Here is a 24,496-nt window from a genome sequence, read left to right as displayed (position 1 = left end):
TTATGGAACTATCACCCCTCTATTTACAACGGCTTGAAGAAGCAACTCAGCGAGGTATCGAGCAAGGTATTGAGCAAAGTAAACGCGAGATTCTTGAGAGTATATTACAAGTAAGATTTGGCGAGATTGATGAAGAATTATCCCAACTAATCGAGCCTTTGATTCAACTAGAACCCATCGAGATCGCGCGACTGATTATGCAGCTCGATCGCCCGCAATTACTCGCTCGTTTTGAGCCTGAAAATCCAACGGAATCCTAACTCGGTAGCGAACTCTACGATATGTAGGGTGCGCCGAAGATCACTTTACTACTATTGATAATGGGTGACGCCCCCCGCCTCAAACTTGCCACTTTTATGCGAACTCGGCTGCTATCAGCCCCAGAAAGACTGATTTCTGACTTTAGACGGATTTATTTTTTAGCTCCCACAGCCATAATAAGCAGTAAGGATGAGATAACTAAAGAACTGATTTACTACTCATCCCAATTTCACTAATAAGGCCTTCCGTAAGATAAAGCCGAACCCAAACAAACCATCATCTAAAGATTACAAAATCCCCTATAAAAAAGTTGGGGACAATTTTCTTCATGCCGAGTTAGGCATAAAAACTTAGGAGGTAAATTATGTTTGAAAGCGAGTTATTAATGTCGCTGTACAGTCCCAAATTTAATATTGCCCAAATGCCAGTAGAAATAGATGTGCCATTTGACCACCCCGATATCGGAGGGCTGATGTTTTTAAGCCCTCAGTTTTTCGTGGCATTAATCGCCGGAGTCATTATGGCTTTCGGCTTCCAATTCCTGTTAACAAATTTCTCGATCGCCGCCAAGATATCAAATTGGGACGAGGCTTTACCCGACGATGACGATGATGATGATGAGTCCGAAAGTTTAGGCAAGAAAGTTCGGAAAATCGAAGGTTTAGTCGGGGGTTGGATTTTAGTCACGGTTAACCTGGCTTTATTTTTGGGTTGTTTTCTGGCCGTCAAACTAACTTCAATTGCCAGCGTAGACGGAGCGGCAATTATTGGTGTGGTCATCTGGGCTGCGTACTTTTTAACCCTGGTGTGGCTCGGTTCTAGCGCCGTCGGTTCTATGATCGGTTCCTTGATCAAAACTGCTTTTTCAGGCGTTCAAGGCGTCATGGGTACTGCGGGTGCTGCGATCGGCGGCAAGATGGCTAGCGACCAAATGGTCAATACTGTAGAGGCATCTGTTGCTGCTGTACGCCGCGAGTTGAGTTCGGCGGTAGACCCGGATAGCATTCGCGAAACACTGCAAGATTATGTGGGTTCTTTGCAGTTACCGAAACTAGATGTTAAGGAAATTCGCGGTCAATTTGAAAAGTTGCTGGGCGATGCAGATATCAAATCTCTTGCGGGAAGCGATGTTCTGAAGAATGTTAACCGCCAGACTTTTGTGGATTTGATTAAGAGTCGCACAGACTTTTCTCAAGAGGAAATAACTCAAGTTGCCGACCAACTCGAAGGCGTTTGGAAGCAAACTTTCGGCAAGCAGCAAGAGCAGAAAGACCCGAATTTAGAGTTGGTGGATTTTCTCAAGTTTGCCGCTCCCGATTTGCTGAAGTCTGACGAACTCAACGCCAAGCTGTCTCAAATTCTGGAAAGTAGGGAAAACAAATCGGGCTCCAGCAGCCCCATGAAGCGAGCGATGCAGTTGGGTGTCGAATCTCTTATGGGCACTGTTTTGTCGCGGACGGATTTGTCTGATTTGGATGTTGAAAAAATCTCTGGTCAGTTGCAGCAACTGACAGCCAAAGGGACGGAACAAGCTAAATCTTTGGCTTCTATGGTGGGCGACAAAGTGCCTGCGCTGCCTTTCAATACAGCTAAGGCTGATGTGGAAAACTACTTGATGAATGCCCAACCTTGGCATCTCAACCGGGAGACAATCAAGCAGGAATTTAGGGATGTGATTTACGACCCGGAAGCTTCTCCGGGGGCAGTTTTGCGCCAGTTAGAGCTGTTTAATCCAGATTATTTTGTAGGTATTCTGGGCCGCCGTGAGGGGTTTGCTCCTGAACAGGTGACGGAAATTGCCGAACAGCTTGAAGGTGTCCGACAAGAAGTGTTGGAAATTGTGCAAGCTGCTGCTGGTGAAGAACAGTCTCAAGATTTGCGGAGTCGGATTGAGAATTATTTGCGATCGACCGGCAAGGAAGAATTGAATCCTGAAGGTATCGAGCGGGATTTCCAAGCGCTTTTGGAAGATCGGGATGCTGGTTTTGAGGCTTTGCGCGATCGCCTGTCGCAGTTTAACCGCGATACTTTGGTGCAGTTGCTGGGTCAGCGGGAAGATTTCAGTCCAGAGGAAGCCGATCAGTTAATCGGGCGGCTCGAAAGTTCGCGCGATCGCGTGATTTCTAAAGCTCAAGAATTGCAAGAGCAAGCGAAATCGAAAGCCCAAGAATTGCGGCAAAAGGTAGAAGACTATCTCCGCAATACTAATAAGGAAGAACTCAATCCCGAAGCGATCGAGCGCGAGTTTCAAACGCTGTTAAACGACCCGGAAGCCGGATTTAAAGCGCTGAGAGAACGCTTGTCTCAATTCGACCGCGATACGCTGGTGCAGTTGCTGTCACAGCGCCAAGACCTCAGCGAAGAACAGATCAATCAGACGATCGACCGGATCGAATCTGTGCGCGACAACATTATCCACGCGCCGCAAATAGTTGCAGATAGAGCTAAGCAACAGTACGAGGAAGTTACTGCAAAAATTGGCGAGTACCTGCGGAATACCAACCTGGAAGAACTCGATCCAGAAGGCCTCAATCGGGATTTGACTAAATTGTTTGAAAATCCGAAAGAGGGTGCTTTGGCACTTCGGGACAGACTTTCTCAGGTCGATCGCGAAACTTTAGTCAAGCTGCTTTCACAGCGGGAAGATTTGAGCGAAGAACAGATCAATCGGACGATCGATCGCGTGCAAGATTCGCTTCGCAGCATCGTGAAATCGCCCCGCCGCTTGGCCTCTCGCGCTCAAAAAACAGTCCGGGATTTCCAAGGAAGTTTGGAAAATTACTTGCGGAATACGGACAAGGAAGAACTCAATCCTGAAAGCATCAAACGCGATTTGCAGTTGCTGTTTAGCGAGCCGGGAATGGGGATGCAAAGTTTGGGCGATCGCCTGAAGCACTTCGATCGATCGACTCTGGTAGCATTGCTGTCGCAGCGGGAAGACATCTCGGAAGAGGAAGCCAACAAAATTGCCGACCAAATTGAATCTGTCCGCAACCAAATTGTCGAACAAGTTCAAATGGTTCAGGACAAGTTTCAGTCAGCAATGGATGGTATTTTCGGAAAAATCCGGGATTACCTCAATTCGCTCGATCGACCAGAGCTCAACTACGAAGGCATCAAGCGGGACTTGCGTAAAGTGTTTGATGACCCGCAGGCAGGATTTGACGCGATTAAAGAGCGTTTAGGTGAGTTCGATCGCGGTACTTTAGTTGCCCTGCTGAGTTCTCGTTCCGATATTTCCGAGACTGACGCTCACCGAATTGTTGACCAAATGGAAGGAGCCAGGGACAGCGTTTTATTGCGATCGGAACGCCTGCAACATGAAGCCAAAAAACGCATCAAACAGCTCAAGAAAAAGACCAAGCAGCAAGCAGAAGATGCGCGCGAAGCGGCAGCAGCCGCAGCTTGGTGGCTGTTCGGTACGGCTCTGACTTCTGTGGTGGTTTCCGCTTTGGCTGGAGCAATAGCAGTCAACGGTATTTCGGGTTTGTTTAGCTAGATTTTCAACGAGTTTGAAATAAAGTTCTCCTGATTCTAGGCTGGCTGTTTGCCAGCCTATTTTCTTTGGAATGATATCATGTCCGGTTGATTTGGTGGCATTGGAATTATTATGCAGTGCGAGCGTCCTCGCTCGCGATCCATACCGCGAGCGAGGACGCTCGCACTGACATTATCCAAATATATGATTCCGATGCCACCGAAAACGATATTATTTATCGCCGATCGAACTAGGAGGAAATACTTTAGATAAAGCTAGGGACAAATCCCCAAAATTAGGGAGGGCAACTGTCTCGTTAGGCAGAAAAATTCTCTTGACGCGATAACCAAATTTGCCTTGCGAATTCTGATAAGGTTCGCTGTAACATTCCAAACAAATTTCTAATAAATTAAATATCCAATAATCAGAGATACCCGCTTCAGCATAAAGGGGCAACTTGACTTGTTTGTCGTAATTCAAAGAAGAATCCGCAATCTCAATCAGTAACAATATATCCGCTGTTGTGGGGTGACAGGATAAATAGTCATCAGGGCGATTTTGCACGATCGCGCGATCGGGTTCAGGTTCGCTGTCATCCGGCAGAATAATCGGTTGTTGTCCCCGCAGTGTCGCCCTTTCTCCCAGCAGCTTAAATAACTCGCGTTCCAAGCGTGTCTCGCAAACAGAATGAGCCGTACCTTTAGCAGCCATGTTGACAAGTTCTCCCTTGATTAACTCCACTCGATCGTCCTCACCAAAGAACCCCAGTTCTGTCAGGCGGTGATATTCCGCTATGGTGAAGCGTTTTGCAGTTGCGATCGACATAACAGCCACCTCAATACAGGTCTGTTGCGATTATAGGCGATCGTCGATCGGCTAAACAATGCTAATCATGAACTCCGCTAACAACAATCGTGTCAAATTTGCCTCATCCTTTGGTTGCAAATTTTCCCAATTTTGGTTAATTTACTCCCCGAACTTATGTCCGGGATCATCTCTGTCTTAAGCAAGATTCTAGCATCACTCTTTATTAGGTACTTTAACTTAAGTAGCAAACAAAAGTTTTCTCACAAATAAGAAAACTGAGCAATACATATTATTTTGGAGGCTTGAATGACATTTACTACTGCCGGTGCTTACGACCAAGGAAAAGCAGATATTCAGAGCTTGAGTGTAGACGACCAATTAGGTTTGCTGTGGTTTGTTTATACCGAAATGGGCAAGTCAATAACACCAGCGGCTCCCGGTGCTTCCGGTTCCGAAATCGCTCAGGGTTTGTTCGAGCAAGTCAAACCGCTGCCCCACGAAGAACAACTACAAGTAATGCGCGACATTGCCTCAAAAGCCAATACTGAAATCAGCCGGATGTACGGCTCAATGAGTCCTGAAACCAAGCTGGCTTTTTGGTATTTCCTAGCAGTAGGAATGGACGAAGGAACTATTATTCCTATGCCTCCCGACTATCAACTTCCCGAAGCAGGAAAAGCTTTATTAGGAAAGGTTCAGGGGATGGACTTTCAGCAACAAATTGATTTCCTTCGCGGTACAGTTTTAGAAATGGGTGCTGAAGCCGCTCCGGGGGCTGGCATTTAAAAATAGGACTTACGAAAAAAAACCCGGTTTCTCGGAGAATATTGGGTGCGGGAACGACGCATTTAGGAAGAAACCCGGTTTTTAGCCGTTTGATGGGTAAGCTGTTGTGCATTTAAATTGTATGTTGAGGGCGGGCTCTTCGGCCCACCCCACAAGAGTGAAAATTTATTTTACCATGCAATTTAAATGCGGATTAGCTTAAGTTCTCAAAAAGATTACTAAGTAGCTCAAACTAATACGCCGCGCCAGAAACCAGGCTTCTTCAAGAAACCGGGTTTTTGGCTGTTGTGTTTTTTTAGGTTTACGGCGAAGATCCGCACTTTACAGCTAATAACTGAATTCAACGGCTCTGTTTCCCACAACTTCCGGCGCAGCGACTTTTAAACGCATATCTTCGCAGGCAAATGTTAGCAAGGGCTGACCTAAGTTTAAACTGCCAAAAGGACTTTCTTCTGCCACTTCTAATTCGCCTTTAATCAAACCGATGCGAGACTCTAATCCTCCTTTAAACAACAGCAAATTGCGGCGGTCAGCGCTGAAAACATTCCCGCTAAAAGGCAGCGGTAAGGCTAAAGTTTGTTGGCTGTAATTGAGGCTGCACAGTTGACGGTTTCCTTGGCTAACTGTGACGCGGTAGCCTAGCGGTGCTGCCTTTACCGAATCGCTGCCTTCCCAACTAAATTGAGCTAATTCTTTAGGAAGTCCCCAAATTTCGCGCCCGCCGGCTACCGAGTTAGGATTGTCTACGTAGATGTGGGAAATCCAAGCGCCCCATTTTCCAGAATAATTGGCGATCGCGCTAACTACAATTAACTCATTGTACTCCATCACCGAACCCAACCCATAGGAGGATATATAAATGCCAGCTAGGGTTTTTCCGGGCAATAAAGAGACAATTTCTAACTCAGAGGGAACCAAGGGGCGCACTCGTGCCACATCTACCAATTGTAAAGTCCCAACAGCATAACCTTGCAGATTCCAAGGTGCAGATGGATATACCATTTTAAGTGATTTAATGTCTGATATTTTATACTTATTTTAGCTTGGCGCTTCAAAAAGCAACAATTTTTGGTATTTGTTCACAAGTTGTTAGTAACTGAGATGTTGCACTATTCTCAATAAGCTTTTTATGAACAGGCTTTTCGGCCTGTTCCACAAGAAAATTCACTCTTTGTGGAACAGGCATCTTGCCTGTTCTGGAGAATGGGGCAAGATGTGAGTAGTAATTTACTTTATTTAAACAAATTAATAGGTGACGATAAATTTGATGAATAGTTGACGTGGGTTATCTGTTGTATGGGGCGGGTTTAGTAATATTGTTAGTAGGAATTAGATATTATTCGTAAAACCCGCCCCTACAGATTTTATCAGCGTTAATCCGCGTTAATCCGCTTTAATCTGCGGTTAAAAACCTCCAAATCTACTTACTAGCATAACCCGTACTCACCAAAAACTCCCGCAACTTCCCAAAGAATTGAGTGCGATCGCGTCCTTGATAAACTTTCTCCAACAACTGCCAACCTTCCGCATCCTGGCCCATGACATACTTGTTCGCCATGAATGCCGCCAACACCCCCTTCACCTCCCCATCTTCACTCAGACGCTTGTTAGATTCCAGCCAAAGCTCAGCAGAATTCGTGTATACTTCCACCGGATACTGTTTGCTAACATCTTGCATTTTACCTTGGCGGTACTCCCAAACTTGCAGCGGGAAGCGAGAATCAGCATAATTTGTAAAAGCTTCCGCAAATCGCCCGTCCTGACTCTTGAACTCTGGGATATCATTTTTGCCAAAATCGACAATTTCGTAACTCACATTGCCCCAAAAATGCTTGAGATGAGTGTATTTTTTAGCCGCAGAGTCGTAGCGGTAAATAAACGAATAATTGCAGCAGCGGACGCCGCTTTTGATTGACACTAAATCTGCTAGCACTTCCGGTTCCTTGTCCCCATCCAAATCACGTATTCGCAGCGATAACAAACGTCCTTCCGATACTTCTTCGCTGGCTCTTTTGTCGGGGTTATCTACTAGAGAACGAGTCGGAATCAGCACGGGTTCTTCTAATAAACTTTGACCGTCGCGGAGAATTCTGATGCGGAGATTTTTAGCATTTTCTGCTTCTTTTACGAAAGAAACTTCCGCCCGAACTTTCCCCGATTCCGAGGTTTCTGTTGTTCTCGGCGGGCCGATATTCGGCGGAACTTGGGCGATATATTCCGAAGGAATTAAGGCAGTTTGGCCGGGTTTGGCGATCGCCTGACAGAAAAAACTTGCTACTTCGGCGCGAGTAGCATTGCGTGTAGGTTCTAGCTGTTTAACAGCAGGATAATTGACCACAAGTTGTTTTTCTGTGGCGGCGGCGATCGCACTTCTGGCCAGTTCGGGAATGTCCCGCGCATCTTCAAAAGTCGCATCCAATATCTCAGCCGCCGGCCCCGCAGGTGTATATTTCAAGCCACTGGTTAAAGCTACCAAAACCTGCCAGCGGGTAACATTCAAAGTGGGGTTAAAGATACTGCCACTGTATCCAGACATAAAACCCGTCTGATAAGCTTCTCGAATTGCTTTAAAACCCCAGTAATTCGTGGGAATATCTGCAAAGTCGATCGGATTGCGGACGGTTTTGGCATCGGGAAAAGCCATGCGAACCATTGCTGCAAACTCAGCGCGGCTGACGGGGCGATTCGGCCGAAAAGTGCCGTCTTCGTAGTAGCCGCTGATAATTTTTTTCTCTGCTAACTCCTCAATGCAAGCTTGAGCCCAATGGTCTTTAACATCCTGAAATTTGGCTTGAGCAAATGCCGGCGCTACATTCAGACCCGGAAACACCAAATTCCCGATGATTATCCCTAAAGCTACGACGAAAGCAATTACAGCTTGACTTTTGTGCGATCGAACCATATAACAGCCTCCTCTACTTGCAAATTGGCGATCGAAAGTTTCGGAAAATTTAGATAATATCCAGTATATTAGCCGGATTTAATACCATTTATTAAAAATTTAGCTGCGACCAGGGACACGGCAAGGCCGTGTCCCTACTTTTTCCAGTTGGTATAATAAAGCTTACTTCGACTCTAAAGTCATCTCCATCACCATTTTTGTTGTGATTGGTGATTCTTGAGAACTGCCAGCAGTTTTAGCACTCATTTCGCTATTTGAACTAACAGACCAAGTAGACCGAACAGGAATTAATCTATCCAAGCGCATTGTGGTTGCTCCCCGACCCTGAGAAGCCAAAGATTTTAGGGTTAAGGTAGTTCCCGGAGGCAGTTGGGGAGAGGTAATATTTTGAGGGTTTGCTTGCTGCTCTACACTTACATTTACAGAGGCAACTCCATCTTGCCAGCTAGCCAATTCATAGGTAGAAATGTCATTCACCTTTATGCCACTGAAATCAGAGGAAGAAGAAACGCGCCATTTTGCTCCTTTTCCGACTGCTTCTGCGGGCAGCGACGAGGCAACTTGCTCTAGAGATTTAGACATTTGTCTAACCATTTGTTTGAGGTTGTTGTCAGCTTTTTCGGGCAAAATAAAGTTACCTCCTTTATGAAAACCGCGATTGTCCATGATGAAAGAGCCTTTCACTCCCACCATGCTTTTGAGTGCGGAACGCATGGCATCTCGGACGGCTGGCGGCATATTTCCAGTATCGCCGACGATATCTGAGTTAGTATAAGCAAACTCGTAGTGAATATCGCCGTTGGGATCAATTTTAGTGACTTTTGTCTCGAAAGTCATCACCGATACTGGAATTTTAGCCCCAGGCGAAGACCGACCGGATGCGGATATTTCCATATCCATTTTTACGGTCATAACAGTTGTTTGTTTGACATCAATAGCTGGTTTTAAACGCAGTTGCTGTCGGGGTTCCACTCCCGGATTTAGCAGTACCACTTGCGGGGTTTTCGAGTTGGGGGCAGGCGCGGATACACCCCTGGCTGGCTGCTGCACTAGAAGTGGAGTTTCCGCACTCAGGGAAGCAGGAGAAAGCTCGATCGCCCATCCGGCGCTTACCAAGCAAAGAGATGCAATAAACTGTCTTTTTTTCATTAACTTAATTTCCTGGTATTTGAATGTTAGCCTGTTCCCACAGGCGATCGACTGTCACAAATTTGTAACCTTTATACAAAAGCAATGGAATTATTTTATCAGCAGAAGCTGCAACATCTTCGCCGCCGCAATAGCCATCGTGCAGTACAATAATAGATCCGTTTTCAGTTTGCTGCACGATGCGACTAATAACTTTCCTCACCCCCGGTCGCACCCAATCTTCCGGGACGACACTCCACATTACAGGGCGATATTCCCACTGTTGCAGTAACTCTAATGTTCGCGGCGTAAAAATGCCGTTGGGCGGCCGCACGTCCAGGATTAATTCTGGATCTAAATCGCAAGCTTTGGCAATTGCTTTCTGCGTGTCTTCTAAACTTTGTTTGAGTTCGTGGGTTTTTAGTTTGGGAAACGATATATGCTGATAGCCGTGGAGACCGATCCAGTGTCCGCGATCGTACACTTCTTTAGCCGTTTCGGGATGCCTGTCCACGCAAAAACCTAGCCAGAAAAAACTCGCTTTGATGTCGTATTTATCTAAAATTTTTAACAGTTGAGGTGTGTGCTGACGGTGCGGCCCGTCGTCAAATGTGAGGGCAATTTCTCGGCTGTTGATATCTCCCGTCCACAGACATCCGGGAAAAGCCGATTTGAGAATGGGATGAACGACAGGAAACAGGGGTGCTAATGGCATTGGTTAATGTTGTTTATTGCGATCGGGTAGAAATGAAGCTGCGTTACAATAGAATAAAGTTAACTCAATCGAGGTAAATATGACAACTGCCGTTGAGATTGGAACGCTAATTGTCCGCACGCCCGGAACTTGCGGCGGCCGCCCGCGAATTGCAGGAACTAGAATTACGGTAGAGAACATTGCTATTGATTTTAATGCGGGATGGACTCCTGAAGTAATTGTTCAAAAGAGAACGCACTTGAATTTAGCACAGGTTTATGCAGCCTTAGCTTACTATTATGCGAACAAAAAGCAAATTGACGCGGAAATAGCAGCAGAAAATGCTGAGTGGGAGCGCTTGGAAGCAGACTCTATGGCAGGTAAGCTATCGTGAGTAAGATTCGTTTATATCTTGATGAGGATATTCAGGAACAAGCTCTAATCTTAGCTCTGCGAAATTCGGGTGTAGATGTGATAACAACCTCGGAGGCTAACAGGCTGAGTTTTTCAGATGAAGAACAGCTCACTTGGGCAACCGAGCAAGGGCGAGTCGTTTACAGTTTTAATAGGAGAGATTTCAGCCGTTTACACAATATCTGTATTGCAGAAGAGAGAAGTCATGCTGGAATCATTCTTGCACAACAGCAGCGGTATTCAGTGGGCGCACAGTTGCGGGGACTTTTGAATTTGATTGCTGCTAAGTCAGCAGAGGAAATGATCGACCAACTGGAGTATCTTGGAACTTACATAAGAGATGAATAAAAATATGAAATAAACTTGAGTGAGTGCCGAATACTTAATGGTTTAACTCTTTTGATATAGCCTCAAACTATCTCCGATCGCATCGACCTCTATCTCGCGGTCGATGCGATCGCCCTACAGTGTCTTCCTATACTAAAAACTAGCACAACTAATCTACCAACCATCAAGGAGGAACAATGACCGAGGAATATTTAGCAGAACGAACAGTTTCAGCCGTATTTAAGGAAGAAGAACAATTAGACGGCGTAATTCGGCGGTTGCTCGATCGCGGAGTTTCCCGCGACCACATCTCAGTAATGGGAAAAAACTTTCAATCTAAAACTAAAATTGCCGGCTTTATTACTAAAAAAGATGTGATATTAGGCGGTCTGCGAAGCGGGGCGATTTTTGGTTCATTATTCGGTTCTTTTTTGGGTTTGCTAACAGGCGTCGGTGTCCTGTTTATTCCCTTTGTCGGTGCAGTAGTCTCGGCGGGCCCGCTGGGTGCGGTACTGTTGGGTGCAGCTAGCGGCGCGATCGCAGGTTCGGCCGGTGCGGGTCTAGTTTCTGCTTTAGTCACCTTGGGAATGCCGGAAGAGAAAGCGGCGTTGCTGATTTAGGGTATGAAAGACTAAATATGCAAATCATAGAAACCAGTATCCACAAAGCTTCTGGATTTTCAACTTATTTTTTTCATACCCTGATTAAGCAACGCCTGCAAAAGCGTAAATTTAGGAATTAAATGTTTGCGGTTTTATGCGCTGTAATGGCGTATTAGACTGCAACTGCGATACAATTAACAGTTAGTTTTCACATCAAGGTTATTAAGTTAGTGAGATTTTCCAAACCGGTAGGTTAAAGGTTAAGCACAGAGAGATTCCTAGTCAAAATGAATAGAAAATGGATTCTATATGACAAAGATGATAGGCAAGTCACCTGGCCAACTTGCATTAACAATTTGTCACCTATTAAAAATGCTATAGGGTCAGAGTTGCCAACATGGATAAAGCAGGCTTTCAATAGAAAGGGCATTTTCAATGAAGAGGAAATGGTGGTTCCGATTCACCCAATTTCAGTTTTAGGAGAATGTAGTACGGCTAAATACATTGACTGTCCAAATATTCCAAGACACCACATAGAAAACGCTAGAGATTGTGGAGGGGCACGCTATCTGGATGGCATTGGAGAATATTACTGGTTTGACTTCGATCTTGTTAGCTCGGACGGGACGCTAATAAAATTGCGTATGGTGGTTAATACAGGGGATGCTGACTGCAATGATGGCTTGTGGGGAGCAGTTTGGAGACGCAATACAGGGGAGCTTGTTGCGAACATCTTGAGTAGTGGCGATATGGAAACAACAATACAAGCCGTTTCAAAGAAATGTATCGATCTGTATAAGTCTTATGATATTTGGATTCCCCTCCTTTTCACTCACAAGTATGCCAACAACCTAGAATTGGAAAAACTTGTTGACCTAGCAATTCAAATTTGTTTTTATCCGAAGGCTGAGATTACTGATACTGGAAATATAAGCCTTTGGGAGTAAGCTGTCTAAAGCACGTTGGCAAAAGCGGGTTGACGAAAGGGTTTAGTAGCTATCTCAACTACAAGCTTGTAACATAGATCGGATCGAATCAATTGAGGTAATTAAACATGAAATTAACAGCAACGCCAAAAAAGGCGTTGCTCATTTACGGTATGAAAGGCTAAATATGCAAATCCTAGAAACCAGTATTCACAACGCTTCGGGATTTTCAACTGATTTTTTTCATACCCTGATTAAGCAACGCCGACAAAGCAACTATCTATCAAACCCGCGTTGAAGCAGGCGAATTTCTCGTGATGGCAGAAGTTCCCGCCGACCGATCGGGCGAATTTCAACTCTTGCTAGAAAGTGCAGGTGGCGAAGAAGTTTCAGTTAGCGAAATGACGCTGCCGCGCGCCGTTAAAGGTCGCTGCAATAGTCCGGCAGACTTATCTCCAGAAGTGCGATCGCACCTGTCGGAAGCAGCTCAAAAAACCTTTATGGAATCCTACAACGCCTCATTTGATGAAAGCAACGACTCGATACAAGCGGAACACACCGCTTGGGACGCCATTCATCAGCAATACGAAGAGGATGAAAACGGCGTTTGGACTAAGCCTTTAGCGAAAGTCTAGTCTTCCAATCGCAGTAAACTAATAAATAATACAATTAAGCCTCTAGAACTTTGATTCTAGAGGCTTTGACGATTTTAGATTTTAGATTTTAGATTTAAAAATGGTGCAAAACTTAATTCGTAAAAACTGGGAAATTACCGAAAGTCTCATTACTTTTTAAAAGTGATATAGCAATCCTCGCATCATTTGTGAATTTCTTACTCCCTCCCCTTGGTAAGGGGAGGGTTGGGGTGGGGTTAAAAATTTACGACTAATTTAGGATTGCTATATTGCACTAGGTTGCGTTGTCCAGTACAATCTATAAGCTTACAATAAAAAATTAAGTTAAGCAAATGCAAAAATACGTTTGTACAGTTTGCAATTATGTCTACGATCCAGAAGTAGGCGACCCCGACGGAGGCATAGAGCCCGGTACTGCCTTTGAAGATATCCCCGACGATTGGGTTTGTCCCACTTGCGGGGCGAAAAAATCCGATTTTGAACCAGAATAAGCGAGAAAAAAATTGTCCGATCGAATGCTCAAAATTACAGTCATCGGCGGCGGTGCAGCAGGTTTTTTTAGTGCAATTACCTGTGCCAAAACCTACCCGCAGGCCCGCGTCACTTTACTAGAAGCTGGCCGGCAACTCCTGGCAAAAGTTCGCATTTCTGGCGGCGGGCGCTGCAATGTGACTCACGCTTGTTTTGACCCTGGTGTTTTAGTGCAGAATTACCCCAGAGGAGGGAAAGCTCTGCGCGGTGCTTTTACTCGATTTCAACCCCGCGATACTGTAGAATGGTTTGCCGGTCACGGTGTGAAGTTGAAAACAGAAGAAGACGGGCGAATGTTTCCGATTACAGACGATTCGGGGACAATTGTTAACTGTTTGATCCGGGCTGCTGAGGATGCAGGCGTAAAAATTCGCACTGGTGATGCAGTCGTTTCTGTAAATAAATTAACATTGGAGGGCGGGCACGGGGGCACCGCCCCTACATTTGAAATTGAGTTGAAGTCGGGGGAGAGTTTTAAGTGCGATCGCATTCTTCTCGCTACAGGCAGCAATCCGTCCGGTTATAAGTGGGCAAAAGAGTTAGGTAATACTGTAGAACTGCCCGTTCCTTCTCTATTTACTTTTAATATTTCCGACAGCCGAATCAAAGATTTAGCCGGAATTTCTGTTCCTAATGCTAAGGTGAAATTGCCGGGAGCTAAATTAGAACAAAGCGGGCCTTTGCTAATTACTCACTGGGGTTTAAGCGGGCCTGCTGTACTAAAACTTTCGGCTTGGGGTGCGAGATTTTTGCACGATCGCCATTATAAAACATCTGTGCTGATTAATTGGCTTCCCCAGTACAATGCGGAAGTTTTGCGGCAGCAACTACTAGCAGTTAAGTCGCAGTTGTCGCACCGATTGATTGTTTCTAGCTGTCCGTTTCCGGTGCCGCGCCGCCTCTGGGAACGCTTGACAAGTTCGATCGGCATTGATGAGCAAAAACGCTGGGCCGACTTATCTAACAAAATCCTCGATCGCCTCCTGCAAGAACTCGTTCAAGGCGAATATCAGATTGCCGGAAAAGGCGCATTTAAAGAAGAGTTCGTCACCTGCGGCGGTGTCAACCTCAAAGAAGTCGATTTTAAGACAATGGAAAGCCGCCGCTGTCCCGGACTTTTCTTTGCCGGCGAAATCTTGGATATCGACGGCGTGACGGGCGGTTTCAACTTCCAAAGTGCCTGGACTACGGCTTGGTTGGCCGGAAACGCGATCGGCAAACCATCCGATTTTAGATTGTAGATTTTAGATTGGGGAATATTTGCTGTGTAAAGGTTTGGGAGTTGCGATCGGGCGATCGGCTTGCCAATATTAAGTTTTGTGTTATTTTTGAATTAAGGCGCACCAAATGTGTGTCAACTTCAGCTTGTAGACACAATTCGCAGTTTTGCGTCCTTCAACATCGGGTGAGATACATGAAAAACTTGAATCAAAAAACCCTAAAGTTCGATCGCAACCTTGAGGGCCATATTGACTCACCATTCATCGAAAAAAATGGCTTGCTGGAATTCAACCCCAAATTTATCACTCCCGAATTTTTAACAACCTGGACGTTTGAAACACACCTGTACGACGAACAAGTTGCGATCGACCACTTTGTCATCACATTTCCCAGCCGAACCGAACTCGAAAACTACGCCGCATCTTTCCGCCCCTTCGGTGCCAAAACAGTTGAAGGCCCAGACTTGTTCCCGATTAACTTTTGTGCGGAAAACATTAACGTTCCCTCCGATTTGTGGCTGCATTTAATGACCTTATTAATGCCAGCGGGCGGCTTAGTAGTATTAGATGCGCCCCACGCAGCCGGCGACCAAAAAAACCGTTTCCAAGAAGAAAGAGGATTAGAAGCAGTTCACCACGTCGCGCTTCGAGTCGAAAATGTGCAGAATGCTGCTAAAATATGGCAAAATAAAAACTTTAAACCGCTATCAGAGCGTCCTCTAGACTACGGCTCATTAACCCAGTGGTTTCTGCAAAACCCCGCCGGACAAATCATCGAATTAATAGAACGTCGCCCCGGCAACAACGCCACCTTTGACTGCAAAAACATCGCAGGTTTGCGCCTTAGCGAAATCGCAGTTTAGTAGGGCAGACAAGATGCCGGCCCCACAGTTCCCAATTCAAATTTCCCCATTCAAAATTTATCTCGTTCCCAGTCTCTGACTGGGAATGCCGATTCGGAGGCTCTGCCTCGTGTCTTTTCACTAATAAAATCTATGGTTGCAATAAAAATCCCCAAAGTCACTTTTCAACCCCCGACATTCAACTCAGTTGAAGAAGAACGCCGCCACCGCAAACAACGTTTAGCCGCCGCATTCCGATTATTTGCCCGCTTCGGATTCAGCGAAGGAATTGCCGGACACATCACCGTCCGCGACCCCGAACACCTCGACCATTTCTGGGTTAATTCTTTTGGAATGCACTTTAGTTTAATTCGAGTCAGCGACCTAATTTTAGTCAACCACAAAGGCGAAGTTGTTGAAGGAAATAAACCCGTAAACGAAGCAGCATTTGCCATTCATTCCCAAGTCCACAGCGCCCGCCCCGACGTAATCGCAGCAGCCCACGCTCATTCTCCCTACGGCAAAAGTTGGTCGAGTTTGGGCCGCCTGCTTGACCCGCTGACGCAAGATGCTTGTTCTTTTTATGAAGACCAAAGTTTATTTGACGATTACACCGGAGTTGTTTTGGAAATCGAAGAAGCTAAACGCATCGCCAAAACTTTAGGTGAGAAAAAAGCGATTATTTTACAAAATCACGGACTGTTAACAGTAGGTCAAACAGTAGATGAAGCGGCTTGGTGGTTTATTGCAATGGAACGTTCTTGTCAAGCGCAGTTAATGGCCGAAGCCGCGGGAAAACCAATTCTCATCAAGCCAGAATGTGCGCGTTTAACACAGCAGCAAGTAGGGTCTCACCGTATGGGATGGTTTAGCTTTCAACCGCTTTATGACATGATAGTGCGTCGGGAACCTGACTTATTAGATTAGAAACTCGGCGGTTGAAACCGCTACTACACAAACACAGTCCGCCTGCGGCGAATCAAGAATGAAGGGGGTATTAAAGCCGGATTTAGTATCAGAAGTGCAAAATTTATAAATTCATGCTGACACGGATTCCAGCCAAGGTATCAAATCCTCTTGACTGGTAAAATCTAACAATATTTCTCCTAAATCCTCTAATTCTTCGAGAGATAACTGTTGGATGCGAGTTTGAATTTCCGGCGAAATTTCACCAGTGCGCCGCACGAGTAGACGCAGGATTAATGCTGTTTGCCCCTCAATTATGCCTTCTTTGCGACTTTTAATAATAGCACCGCGCTGGTCTTCAAAAAACATTTCCCGCTTTTCCAATTCTTCTAATTCCTTAAGGGTTAAATTAGTTCGGCTGGCGATGGAAAAAGCTGTTTGAATTTCGGGAATTGATGCAAATTTTTCTGGCATTTCATCGAAGATGGGAGCATTTTTAATAAAATAAATCCAGCTTTGAATTAGGTTTTCGATTTGTTCTAGTTCTTTGTTAAACTTGGGAAGTTCGACAAACACTAATTCGATTTCTCTGTTATAATACTCGAAGTTTTCTTCGAGTTCTTTAAATACAAAATGGGTAAGAAATTTTTCGGTATTTTCAAATAGAATAAAATCTGTAATTTTTAAAGCAATCAGAGGATTTAATTTAGAGTATCCTTCCCTGGGTTTTAGTTGAGTTGCGTAGGTTTTGGCGGCATTGTACACTCCCCGTTTAGCTGAAACAAAAAGAAGCCTCTCGCCTCGCCCGTTGCGGAGGCGATGAGATGAATTTTTGGGCGATGACGAATTGACCAACAACCGATTCAATCCGTAGGATTGACTTCCCCGGTGGGTCGAGGAGGAATCGCTATTTTTAACACTCATAGCGAATCTATAAAATCTTCGATTACATAAGTCATGGTTTTATCGTTTTGAGATGAGTATAAGCGTAGTTTGTTTAATCTACGCTCGGATCTCCTCAAATTTAATGCTTTGTTTTTCATCAATGCCTACATAACGTCTTTGCATTGATGTTATACTATTTGTAGGTCGAAAACCAAGGATAGCAATGAGAACTTCATACCAGTACAAAATTAAACCAACTAAAGAGCAAGTAGAAAAAATCGCTCGAACGCTCGAAATGCTGCGTTGTCAATATAATTATCTACTTTCTCAAAGGTTTGATTGGCATGAGCAAAATTGTTGTCCTCTAGATAGATGTCCCTTAATTTGCCAGATACCAGAGTTAAAAGAGCAGCCTAACTATTACAGTCAAAAGTCATCTGTCACCCAACTTAAAGTAGATAGACCTTGGTATAAAGAGATTCACTCTCAAGTATTGCAAGAAGTCCCTAAGAAAGTCAAGATAACTTTTGAACGATGGTTAAAAGGTGATAGTAATGGAAAGAAATCTGGTAGACCGAGATTTAAAGGCGTGGGGCAATACAAAACATTGACGTACCCTCAATTCAAGAGACATCATTTTGCTAACAACAAAATCACACTGTCAAAAATTGGGGATGTTAAGGTAATTGTTCACCGTCCCATACCTGTAGGGTTTTATATCAAGACCGTATCTGTCACCAAAAAAGCAGATGGTTATTATGTAACCCTAAGTCTTGATGACCAAACGGTTCCCACAATCAAACCTGATTTTAACTCGGACAATATCGTTGGTATTGATGTAGGCTTAATCGATTTCTATGTTGCTTCGGATGGTGCGAGAATTAACGCGCCCAAACATCTACGTAAAGCTGAACGCAAATTAAAATCAGCGCAACGTCATGTTTCTCGGAGAAAAAAAGGTTCTAACCGTCGCAAGAAAGCTATTAAAAAACTAGCTATCCAGCACAAAAAAGTTGCGGATACTCGTAAAGACTTCCACTTTAAGACAGCTAGAACGCTGCTCGATAAGTACGATGTCATAGCTGTGGAAAAGTTGAATATCAAAGGACTCGTTAAAACTAAACTGGCTAAAAGTATTAATGATGCTGGGTGGGGACAGTTTATCCTCATACTTTCAAACAAAGCCGAAAATGCTGGCTTGAAAGTAATAACTGTAAATCCGAACGGCACAAGCCAAGAATGTTCTAACTGCGGTCACAAAGTTAAAAAGCTGCTATCCCAAAGAATGCACAATTGCCCGGTATGCCATACAAGTTTGTGCAGGGATTTGAATGCGGCTATAAACATAAAGGCGCGTGGGACGCACGCCCTCAAAGCTCAATTAATGTCCTCATAGAGGAGTCGTTGAGAAGCCCACACTCACTCGAAGGGGAGTGTGTGGAGTACGTCACTAAAAGCTTCTACATTTATTACCTGCATTTTTTCGATAATCACAGTTTTGTTGCCTGTAATTTTGGCTTTAACATCCAGGTAAGTGTCTTTTAATCCAGTAACGCTCGGCGCGGCGTAAGGGTCAATAATTTCTAAGTCTTCAATGGTTGGCTGTGCGTCATAGAGCATCGCATTGAGGAAGCTAATCAAAATGTCTTTGCTCTGGGGCGAACCAAAAATTTTTTTGAAACCAAAATCTGTTTTAGCACTGATGAAAGGCATAATTAATAGTGGGTAATTGGTAATGGGGGCGCTTAAATCACAAAAGTCCTTCCATTTCTAAATCTTCAATTATCTGCAATCCGCGCGGGTCGCCCACTCGCAAAAGTGAAGATTTAGCATCTTCCCGCACGCCCATATCTTCATCTTCTTCTAAAGCTTCAATCAAACCGTCGATCGCCCCAGCGTACACTATATTATTCGGCAATTCGCGTGCCAGTTGCCCGATCGCCCAAGCGCAGTTGCTCCGCACGGCAGATACAGGATCTCCCCGCAGCGCTTGAATCAACGGTGGAATCGCCGCAATCACCACATAGTAACCAACTTTTGCCATTTGACCCAGAGAACTCGCCGCCCACAAACGCACCGCCGAAATATCTGTTTTCAGAGCATCAATTAAAGATGGCAAAGCGCGGTGATCCCTGCAATTTCCCAGGGCCCAAACTACCCCTTTGCGAACGTAACCGTTCCAGTCGCAGTTAAGCTGAAGAATCAGCGGTTCCACAGCATCGGGACTCGGATTTCGCCCCAACGCATAAGCCGCGCTCACTCGCACCAAGGGGCAACCGTCTCTCAATAAATTAATTAAATGCGAAATTGCTCGATCGTCCTGCAGTTCGCAAAAAGCCCGCGCCGCAATCATCCGGTGCTGAGGTTCCGGGGATGCAAGCATTGGCAGCATTTCATCGGGATCTGGCAGCGAGGGTTCGGATTCGTCAAATTGATCCAAAGGGCTTTCCAGTTCCGTGTCAGTATCAAGGGCGTTGGAGTAGTCGTTATTGTTCATAAAAAAACTTTACCGCACAGAGGATGCTCCTAAGCAACTCAGTCAGCAGTCAATAATTGTAGGGTGCGCGCGCACTACCTTACTACTGAGATATTGCACCATTGTCAGCAACAGGCAAGATGCCTGTTCCACAAGAAAATTTGTCTGTTGTGGAACAGGCATCTTGCCTGTTCATAAAAGGCTAATTGAGAATGGTGCAACATATGACTTACTACAAACAAATTCCTCTGCTGTCACCTAAGTTGGTAGCGAGGACTTCAGTCCTCATAATTGCTGTCACCTAAGTTTGTAGTGAGGACTTCAGTCGTCATAATTTGGATAAATCAGGACTAAAATCCTTACTACAAACGAATATCTATGCTGTTACTTAAGTTGGTAGTGAGGACTTCAGTCCTCATAATTTGGACGAATCAGGATTTTAGCCCTGATTCCAAACCAGTAGAATTTATATTTCAAAGGGATTTGAGCATCGAGAGGGAATGAGTTTGATAGCCTAATTTTTGATAGAGATTCACCGCAGGCTGATTGCTCAGAAATACTTGCAAACCAATTTGCCGATCGCCTCTTTCCCGCGCCCAATTTTCAGCATGAATAACTAAAGCTGCACCGACTCCTAGACGGCGATGTTCCGGTGCGACGTACAGCAAAAAAATGTAAGCGTAGCGTTCTCCGGTGGTTTGGTCGATCGCATTTCCCAACCACAAACATCCGACAACCGATGTCAGATTTTGGGCTTGAGATTGGGGATTGAGATGCTGCGAGGGCAGCGCCGGCAAAATTTCTGCCTCTTCCTGGGTGTTTTTCTGGCACTCTACCCACCAAACCGGCGTCTGGTTAGAAAAATACTGCTCGACAGTTTGAGCCAAATGTCCCAATTCCCCATCCGGGTAAAGCTCTCGGTAAGTCCGGTGCATAAACTTTACCAGTTTTGCTCGATCGAGTCCCGATCCCGATCGCAGCCAGTAGCCCGGTATTAGTTGAGCAGACATCAGCTCAGCGGACACGGAAAGCTGAATAATTTAGCCCCAAGAAAATTGGATTCACTACTGCCGCTTGCTTTTGGGGGATCGCTTCCTCAATCGGCGCCGGGGCAGCCATGTCACCCGGCAAAAAGATGCGAGCGCTGACTGCTACCAGAGCCGCGAAAAATACTAATACCGCTATTAATGGAGCAATGTATTGACGAATGATACCCATAACCGCAAAAACTTAATTCTTGAGTTGATATTATCAAGTGTACCATACAAATCTTGTCAGCTATAATGGTTGATTGGACACTTAGCTCAAGAAGAGAGCGATCGCAAATACCAACAAACACAAAATATAATATTATGGCTGCCTCGCCTGCTGTTTATGAAGCTCTGGCTAAATCAATTGTTTTTTTGAATCAAAAGCCGAGCGCGGCAAATGAAGTTTCGCGTTTCCTGGATACTAATGGCTACTATATCGATCGCATATTCGACGACCCAGAAACAAACTTTTATGCGATCGGGTTCGGTTCATCCAATCCCGAAAACCCGCCCGCCCTGGTATTTAAAGGTACAGACTTCATCGACGGCGACGCTATCTTTTCCGACTCGCGGGACATTGGTGTACCTGAATTTGAAAAGAACAAAGATAATATCCAAAATTGGCTCACAGAAATCGGTCAAAATACTGGTAAAAACCCCAGCAAATTATTGCCCGATGTCATCGGGCACAGTTGGGGCGGAGCAATCGCTCAACTTGTAGCAACGGAATACACAACTCTGACCGGCGATATCTTTACTTTCAACTCTCCGGGAGTATCAGCGAGTACCTTCACCAGTTTTCGGAGAAATCTCAGCAGGGCAGGCAACAAAAATGTCACTCACTACATTGTCAGCGGAGATTTCGTCAGCTTGTTTGGCGAAGCATTTATTCCGGGTAAAGTATTTATCCAAAGTTTTACCGATCCGAGTATTAATCCCTTAACTGTGTTGGCAAAACATCGAACTGAAAATTTGTTAACTACTCCGCCCGTGGGTTTTTTGCAGAGGCAAATTTCCGTAGAACAATTAAACAGTCCCGAATTTACTTATAACAACGATTCAGATTTTAACGAGTTTATCGCTGCGATGAATTTCGCCCTGCCCAATGTGTCAGTCGCCATCAGAAGCAGAGGCGGTGCAGAGAGGGTGAGAACAGCACCAGAATTTTCTTTTGTGCAGTCGATCAGAGAAATGCAATACGGTTTAGCTCCCTTACAACCGAATTATTTATCAGGCGACGCTCGCAACAATACTGCTACCGGCGGCCCTGGAGAGGATACAGTTATCGGCAACGGCGGTAACGATACTCTCAGAGGCAATCGAGGTAATGACAGCATCACCGGTGGTGATGGCGACGATTTCTTGTACGGCGGCAGAGATAACGATTATTTCGAGGGTGGCGACGGAAACGATTTGGTTTCCGGCGAGTTTGGCAACGATTTTTTAATTGGTGGCGCGGGACGCGATCGCTTTGTATTGGAATCCGGCGGCGGAGCAGATGTGATTTTAGATTTTCAAGATAGTGAAGATTTAATTACACTGTCGAGGGGTCTAACTTTTCCTCAAATTAGAGTAACCCAAGGTGGTGACGGAGCTTTAATTAGTATCCCGATTACTGGGGAAATTCTTGCTACTCTCAGAGGCGTAGTTGCCAGCGATATTACGCGGGTAGATTTTGTATAGCTTTAGGGGGAGAAAAATTTGTAGTTTGGGTGGCGCGAAACCGGGTGGGTTTTGTAGCAAAATTGTTTGTATCCACAAAAAATGTCGGCTAAAGCTGCCCCTACAAAGCAACGAAATATGACAAATTAATATGGTTAATAACCGGAGTTTACAGTAAACTTAATTAAGTAGCTTAAACACTAATTCCCAATCTAACGACAGGAAATTAAAAAATATGCCCTCATCCCCCGCCGCTTACGAAACTATAGCCAAGCAACTTGTTTACATAGATAACAACCCCCAGTCTCAAACTTTATTTCAAACGGGTTTGACCGCTGCTGGCTACCAAATCGATCGCACTTTTGACGATCCCGGAACTGGATTTCACGCGATCGGCTTAATTTCCACCACCCCAGACAAACCGCCTGTTTTGGTATTTCGTGGCACTGACACGCCCGTAGACGATATTGCCAACGCAGACCCGCGCGGCGCCGGTTTCAACCAATTTGAAGCCAACAAACAAGCATTAGGAAATTGGCTGACACAAATCAGTCAAGATACAGCAAAAAACCCCAGCCGCTTGCCACCAGACCTTCTCGGACACAGCTTGGGCGGCGCCATAACGCAACTAGCCGCCACCGAATTTACCTCTACTATCGGAGATATTGTCACCTTCAATTCTCCCGGAGTTGAGCAGAGTACCGTCAATACATTTAAGCAGAAAGCCGGGGCAGGAAAAAATGTAACTCACTACATAGTTAACGGGGATTTTGTTAGTTTGGGAGGAGAAGCTTTTCTCCCCGGAAAAGTAGTTCTTCAAACATTTACTAACCCGATTATCAACCCACTACTTGTCTTGGACAAGCACACCCAGAGCGGTTTGTTAAGTGTTCCTCCTCCCGGCTTAACTCAGGCAGAAATCTCTGTAGACCAGTTGAACCGCCCTGATTTCACTTTCACAGATTCCGATTATTTAGAACTGTTAGCTGGCTTAGACTTTGCACTGCCTGCCTTGGGAGCATCGCTGGAATCGCGCAGCAGTTTAGAACAATTAAGAACCGCTCCGGGAAGCTCCTTTTTAGGAAACGTTGCGGCAATGAAAACTGCTCTCGATGTCTCCCAAATTAATAATTTAGTAGGCGACGATGCCAACAATACAGCATCAGGTTTTGCAGGGGACGATATTATCACTGGCAATGGGGGAAACGACACTCTCAGCGGCAACAAAGGCAACGATATTATCAGCGGTGGCGTCGGCAACGACCAGCTATTAGGCGGCAAAGGGGATGACAATTTGAGCGGTGGAGAAGGAGACGATACACTCATTGGCGCAATGGGTGCTGATCTCTTAATTGGTGGCGCGGGACGCGACGTATTGGTGTTAGGACTAGGGGCCGGTACAGATACACTTGTAGACTTTCAAAAGGGTGAAGATTTAATCGGTTTGAGCCGAGGTTTGAGCTTCAACCAATTGAGAGTTACTGCAGGCGATTTTATAACGACGATTGAAATTGCCAGTAACGGCGAAGTTCTGGCCAGTATTCCTGGCATTCCAAGTAGTCCGCTAACAGCTAGCGATTTTATTGCGATTTAGTTGGCGGCTGGCAATACAGATATTCGGTAGGGACACAACATTGTTGTGTCCTTATTTTGTCTTAGGAACGCAAGCGCACAGAATTTATACTCGTTCGATGATTAAAAACATCAATATTGCAGCAGGGGCGGGTTCACCGAAATCTCGAAAAAGTAGTGCAGACATTGGTAAACCGGCGTTGCATAATTGCGGGATGATTTTGATTGCTTTGTGGGATGGGCGTCCCGCCCGAAAGCGTGTATTTTCACAGCAGGCGGGACGGCTAACCCCTACTCCCCACAAGAATCATCCTCAAATTGTGCAACGCGGGCCTTGCATAATTGCGGGATGATTTTGATTGCTTTGTGGGATGGGCGTCCCGCCCGAAAGCGTGTATTTTCACAGCAGGC

General features: G+C 45.2%; 25 protein-coding genes and 1 pseudogene. 15 read left to right on the top strand and 11 right to left on the bottom strand.

Translation table 11 applies throughout. The features are described 5' to 3' along the window. Positions 1-2: 2 nt before the first annotated feature. Positions 3-260: a hypothetical protein gene (locus QT992_RS12200; RefSeq protein ID WP_445305304.1), complete on the top strand. Its 258-nt coding sequence runs from the start codon at positions 3-5 to the stop codon at positions 258-260. Positions 261-625: 365 nt separating this feature from the next. Beyond that, positions 626-3,760 (top strand): MFS transporter, encoded by a 3,135-nt coding sequence (locus QT992_RS12195; RefSeq protein WP_333336779.1) that lies wholly within the window; start codon positions 626-628, stop codon positions 3,758-3,760. Between the two features lie 210 nt (positions 3,761-3,970). On the opposite strand, the gene QT992_RS12190 is transcribed toward QT992_RS12195, so the two are convergent. Then, a complete protein-coding gene (locus QT992_RS12190) occupies positions 3,971-4,564 on the bottom strand; it encodes a Uma2 family endonuclease (protein WP_333336780.1) in 594 nt (197 codons plus the stop codon). A 288-nt stretch (positions 4,565-4,852) separates the two neighbouring features. Between QT992_RS12190 and QT992_RS12185 the strand changes: the two genes are divergently transcribed. Continuing rightward, positions 4,853-5,332, top strand: a complete 480-nt coding sequence (locus QT992_RS12185; RefSeq protein WP_333336782.1) for an orange carotenoid protein N-terminal domain-containing protein — start codon at positions 4,853-4,855, stop codon at positions 5,330-5,332. Between the two features lie 327 nt (positions 5,333-5,659). Here QT992_RS12185 and QT992_RS12180 read toward each other — a convergent pair whose 3' ends face one another. From QT992_RS12180 to QT992_RS12160, 5 genes are all read right to left on the bottom strand, one after another. Beyond that, the gene (locus tag QT992_RS12180; RefSeq protein ID WP_333336784.1) at positions 5,660-6,334 is read right to left on the bottom strand and encodes an acetoacetate decarboxylase family protein; all 675 of its coding nucleotides are present in this window, start codon (positions 6,332-6,334) and stop codon (positions 5,660-5,662) included. Between the two features lie 49 nt (positions 6,335-6,383). After that, the gene (locus tag QT992_RS12175) at positions 6,384-6,518 is read right to left on the bottom strand and encodes a hypothetical protein (RefSeq protein WP_333336786.1); all 135 of its coding nucleotides are present in this window, start codon (positions 6,516-6,518) and stop codon (positions 6,384-6,386) included. A gap of 234 nt (positions 6,519-6,752) precedes the next feature. Next, the gene (locus QT992_RS12170; protein WP_333313881.1) at positions 6,753-8,234 is read right to left on the bottom strand and encodes an S-layer homology domain-containing protein; all 1,482 of its coding nucleotides are present in this window, start codon (positions 8,232-8,234) and stop codon (positions 6,753-6,755) included. Between the two features lie 162 nt (positions 8,235-8,396). Next, complete coding sequence (locus tag QT992_RS12165; protein WP_333336788.1) at positions 8,397-9,383, bottom strand: DUF6263 family protein; 987 nt, start codon at positions 9,381-9,383, stop codon at positions 8,397-8,399. 4 nt (positions 9,384-9,387) lie between these two features. Further along, positions 9,388-10,077 (bottom strand): polysaccharide deacetylase family protein, encoded by a 690-nt coding sequence (locus QT992_RS12160; RefSeq protein ID WP_333336790.1) that lies wholly within the window; start codon positions 10,075-10,077, stop codon positions 9,388-9,390. Between the two features lie 79 nt (positions 10,078-10,156). On the opposite strand from QT992_RS12160, the gene QT992_RS12155 reads away from it, so the two are divergent. The 9 genes from QT992_RS12155 to QT992_RS12115 all read left to right on the top strand — a co-directional run bounded on the left by QT992_RS12155 (position 10,157) and on the right by QT992_RS12115 (position 16,480). Then, positions 10,157-10,450 (top strand): DUF433 domain-containing protein, encoded by a 294-nt coding sequence (locus QT992_RS12155; RefSeq protein WP_333245239.1) that lies wholly within the window; start codon positions 10,157-10,159, stop codon positions 10,448-10,450. Further along, positions 10,447-10,818: a DUF5615 family PIN-like protein gene (locus QT992_RS12150; RefSeq protein WP_333313877.1), complete on the top strand. Its 372-nt coding sequence runs from the start codon at positions 10,447-10,449 to the stop codon at positions 10,816-10,818. Before QT992_RS12155 ends, QT992_RS12150 begins: the two co-directional genes overlap by 4 nt. A 176-nt stretch (positions 10,819-10,994) precedes the next feature. Beyond that, positions 10,995-11,417 carry a general stress protein gene (locus QT992_RS12145; RefSeq protein WP_445305305.1) on the top strand — a complete coding sequence of 141 codons (423 nt, stop codon included), beginning with the start codon at positions 10,995-10,997 and terminating at the stop codon, positions 11,415-11,417. 269 nt (positions 11,418-11,686) lie between these two features. Then, a complete protein-coding gene (locus tag QT992_RS12140) occupies positions 11,687-12,346 on the top strand; it encodes a hypothetical protein (RefSeq protein WP_333336791.1) in 660 nt (219 codons plus the stop codon). A gap of 296 nt (positions 12,347-12,642) precedes the next feature. Then, complete coding sequence (locus tag QT992_RS12135; RefSeq protein ID WP_333336793.1) at positions 12,643-12,960, top strand: ChaB family protein; 318 nt, start codon at positions 12,643-12,645, stop codon at positions 12,958-12,960. A 332-nt stretch (positions 12,961-13,292) separates the two neighbouring features. Beyond that, positions 13,293-13,451, top strand: a complete 159-nt coding sequence (gene rd / locus QT992_RS12130) for a rubredoxin (RefSeq protein ID WP_333313874.1) — start codon at positions 13,293-13,295, stop codon at positions 13,449-13,451. A 24-nt stretch (positions 13,452-13,475) separates the two neighbouring features. Next, complete coding sequence (locus tag QT992_RS12125; protein ID WP_333336795.1) at positions 13,476-14,732, top strand: NAD(P)/FAD-dependent oxidoreductase; 1,257 nt, start codon at positions 13,476-13,478, stop codon at positions 14,730-14,732. Positions 14,733-14,905: 173 nt separating this feature from the next. Continuing rightward, positions 14,906-15,574, top strand: a complete 669-nt coding sequence (locus tag QT992_RS12120) for a hypothetical protein (RefSeq protein WP_333336797.1) — start codon at positions 14,906-14,908, stop codon at positions 15,572-15,574. Positions 15,575-15,706: 132 nt separating this feature from the next. Further along, positions 15,707-16,480 carry a class II aldolase/adducin family protein gene (locus QT992_RS12115; RefSeq protein WP_333052907.1) on the top strand — a complete coding sequence of 258 codons (774 nt, stop codon included), beginning with the start codon at positions 15,707-15,709 and terminating at the stop codon, positions 16,478-16,480. A gap of 111 nt (positions 16,481-16,591) precedes the next feature. On the opposite strand, the gene QT992_RS12110 is transcribed toward QT992_RS12115, so the two are convergent. After that, on the bottom strand, positions 16,592-17,383 hold the full coding sequence (locus QT992_RS12110; protein ID WP_333336799.1) for an Rpn family recombination-promoting nuclease/putative transposase: 792 nt from the start codon (positions 17,381-17,383) through the stop codon (positions 16,592-16,594). 184 nt (positions 17,384-17,567) lie between these two features. On the opposite strand from QT992_RS12110, the gene QT992_RS12105 reads away from it, so the two are divergent. After that, the gene (locus tag QT992_RS12105) at positions 17,568-18,740 is read left to right on the top strand and encodes a transposase (protein WP_333313867.1); all 1,173 of its coding nucleotides are present in this window, start codon (positions 17,568-17,570) and stop codon (positions 18,738-18,740) included. Between the two features lie 56 nt (positions 18,741-18,796). Here the strand turns inward: QT992_RS12105 and QT992_RS12100 are convergent. The 4 genes and pseudogenes from QT992_RS12100 to QT992_RS12085 all read right to left on the bottom strand — a co-directional run. Beyond that, positions 18,797-19,057 (bottom strand): annotated as a pseudogene (locus QT992_RS12100) (Rpn family recombination-promoting nuclease/putative transposase); the annotation flags it as partial. 37 nt (positions 19,058-19,094) lie between these two features. Continuing rightward, a complete protein-coding gene (locus QT992_RS12095) occupies positions 19,095-19,841 on the bottom strand; it encodes a HEAT repeat domain-containing protein (protein WP_333313865.1) in 747 nt (248 codons plus the stop codon). A 452-nt stretch (positions 19,842-20,293) separates the two neighbouring features. Further along, positions 20,294-20,830, bottom strand: coding sequence for a GNAT family N-acetyltransferase (locus QT992_RS12090; protein WP_333313863.1), 537 nt, complete (start codon positions 20,828-20,830; stop codon positions 20,294-20,296). A 4-nt stretch (positions 20,831-20,834) separates the two neighbouring features. Beyond that, positions 20,835-21,038, bottom strand: coding sequence for a hypothetical protein (locus tag QT992_RS12085; RefSeq protein WP_333036629.1), 204 nt, complete (start codon positions 21,036-21,038; stop codon positions 20,835-20,837). Positions 21,039-21,172: 134 nt separating this feature from the next. On the opposite strand from QT992_RS12085, the gene QT992_RS12080 reads away from it, so the two are divergent. Continuing rightward, on the top strand, positions 21,173-22,534 hold the full coding sequence (locus tag QT992_RS12080; protein ID WP_333336802.1) for a calcium-binding protein: 1,362 nt from the start codon (positions 21,173-21,175) through the stop codon (positions 22,532-22,534). A 214-nt stretch (positions 22,535-22,748) separates the two neighbouring features. Beyond that, positions 22,749-24,107, top strand: a complete 1,359-nt coding sequence (locus QT992_RS12075) for a calcium-binding protein (RefSeq protein WP_333313860.1) — start codon at positions 22,749-22,751, stop codon at positions 24,105-24,107. The last annotated feature ends 389 nt before the right edge of the window (positions 24,108-24,496 follow it).

This window comes from Microcoleus sp. T3_D1 (assembly GCF_036700405.1).
Taxonomy (GTDB): Bacteria; Cyanobacteriota; Cyanobacteriia; order Cyanobacteriales; family Microcoleaceae; genus Microcoleus.
The sequence above is the reverse complement of the archived record's forward strand: the minus strand, read 5'-3'. Positions and strand labels throughout refer to the sequence as shown.

What these genes read in the sequence shown, in the direction of transcription:
- QT992_RS12140 (WP_333336791.1), top strand. Translation starts at nt 11,687, where the DNA reads ATGAATAGAAAATGGATTCTATATGACAAAGATGATAGGCAAGTCACC.
- QT992_RS12185 (WP_333336782.1), top strand. Translation starts at nt 4,853, where the DNA reads ATGACATTTACTACTGCCGGTGCTTACGACCAAGGAAAAGCAGATATT.
- rd (WP_333313874.1), top strand. Translation starts at nt 13,293, where the DNA reads ATGCAAAAATACGTTTGTACAGTTTGCAATTATGTCTACGATCCAGAA.
- QT992_RS12085 (WP_333036629.1), bottom strand. Translation starts at nt 21,038, where the DNA reads ATGGGTATCATTCGTCAATACATTGCTCCATTAATAGCGGTATTAGTA.
- QT992_RS12175 (WP_333336786.1), bottom strand. Translation starts at nt 6,518, where the DNA reads ATGCCTGTTCCACAAAGAGTGAATTTTCTTGTGGAACAGGCCGAAAAG.
- QT992_RS12115 (WP_333052907.1), top strand. Translation starts at nt 15,707, where the DNA reads ATGGTTGCAATAAAAATCCCCAAAGTCACTTTTCAACCCCCGACATTC.
- QT992_RS12195 (WP_333336779.1), top strand. Translation starts at nt 626, where the DNA reads ATGTTTGAAAGCGAGTTATTAATGTCGCTGTACAGTCCCAAATTTAAT.
- QT992_RS12180 (WP_333336784.1), bottom strand. Translation starts at nt 6,334, where the DNA reads ATGGTATATCCATCTGCACCTTGGAATCTGCAAGGTTATGCTGTTGGG.
- QT992_RS12090 (WP_333313863.1), bottom strand. Translation starts at nt 20,830, where the DNA reads ATGTCTGCTCAACTAATACCGGGCTACTGGCTGCGATCGGGATCGGGA.
- QT992_RS12155 (WP_333245239.1), top strand. Translation starts at nt 10,157, where the DNA reads ATGACAACTGCCGTTGAGATTGGAACGCTAATTGTCCGCACGCCCGGA.
- QT992_RS12200 (WP_445305304.1), top strand. Translation starts at nt 3, where the DNA reads ATGGAACTATCACCCCTCTATTTACAACGGCTTGAAGAAGCAACTCAG.
- QT992_RS12105 (WP_333313867.1), top strand. Translation starts at nt 17,568, where the DNA reads ATGAGAACTTCATACCAGTACAAAATTAAACCAACTAAAGAGCAAGTA.
- QT992_RS12075 (WP_333313860.1), top strand. Translation starts at nt 22,749, where the DNA reads ATGCCCTCATCCCCCGCCGCTTACGAAACTATAGCCAAGCAACTTGTT.
- QT992_RS12190 (WP_333336780.1), bottom strand. Translation starts at nt 4,564, where the DNA reads ATGTCGATCGCAACTGCAAAACGCTTCACCATAGCGGAATATCACCGC.
- QT992_RS12170 (WP_333313881.1), bottom strand. Translation starts at nt 8,234, where the DNA reads ATGGTTCGATCGCACAAAAGTCAAGCTGTAATTGCTTTCGTCGTAGCT.
- QT992_RS12095 (WP_333313865.1), bottom strand. Translation starts at nt 19,841, where the DNA reads ATGAACAATAACGACTACTCCAACGCCCTTGATACTGACACGGAACTG.
- QT992_RS12080 (WP_333336802.1), top strand. Translation starts at nt 21,173, where the DNA reads ATGGCTGCCTCGCCTGCTGTTTATGAAGCTCTGGCTAAATCAATTGTT.
- QT992_RS12120 (WP_333336797.1), top strand. Translation starts at nt 14,906, where the DNA reads ATGAAAAACTTGAATCAAAAAACCCTAAAGTTCGATCGCAACCTTGAG.
- QT992_RS12145 (WP_445305305.1), top strand. Translation starts at nt 10,995, where the DNA reads ATGACCGAGGAATATTTAGCAGAACGAACAGTTTCAGCCGTATTTAAG.
- QT992_RS12110 (WP_333336799.1), bottom strand. Translation starts at nt 17,383, where the DNA reads ATGAGTGTTAAAAATAGCGATTCCTCCTCGACCCACCGGGGAAGTCAA.
- QT992_RS12160 (WP_333336790.1), bottom strand. Translation starts at nt 10,077, where the DNA reads ATGCCATTAGCACCCCTGTTTCCTGTCGTTCATCCCATTCTCAAATCG.
- QT992_RS12165 (WP_333336788.1), bottom strand. Translation starts at nt 9,383, where the DNA reads ATGAAAAAAAGACAGTTTATTGCATCTCTTTGCTTGGTAAGCGCCGGA.
- QT992_RS12125 (WP_333336795.1), top strand. Translation starts at nt 13,476, where the DNA reads ATGCTCAAAATTACAGTCATCGGCGGCGGTGCAGCAGGTTTTTTTAGT.
- QT992_RS12135 (WP_333336793.1), top strand. Translation starts at nt 12,643, where the DNA reads ATGGCAGAAGTTCCCGCCGACCGATCGGGCGAATTTCAACTCTTGCTA.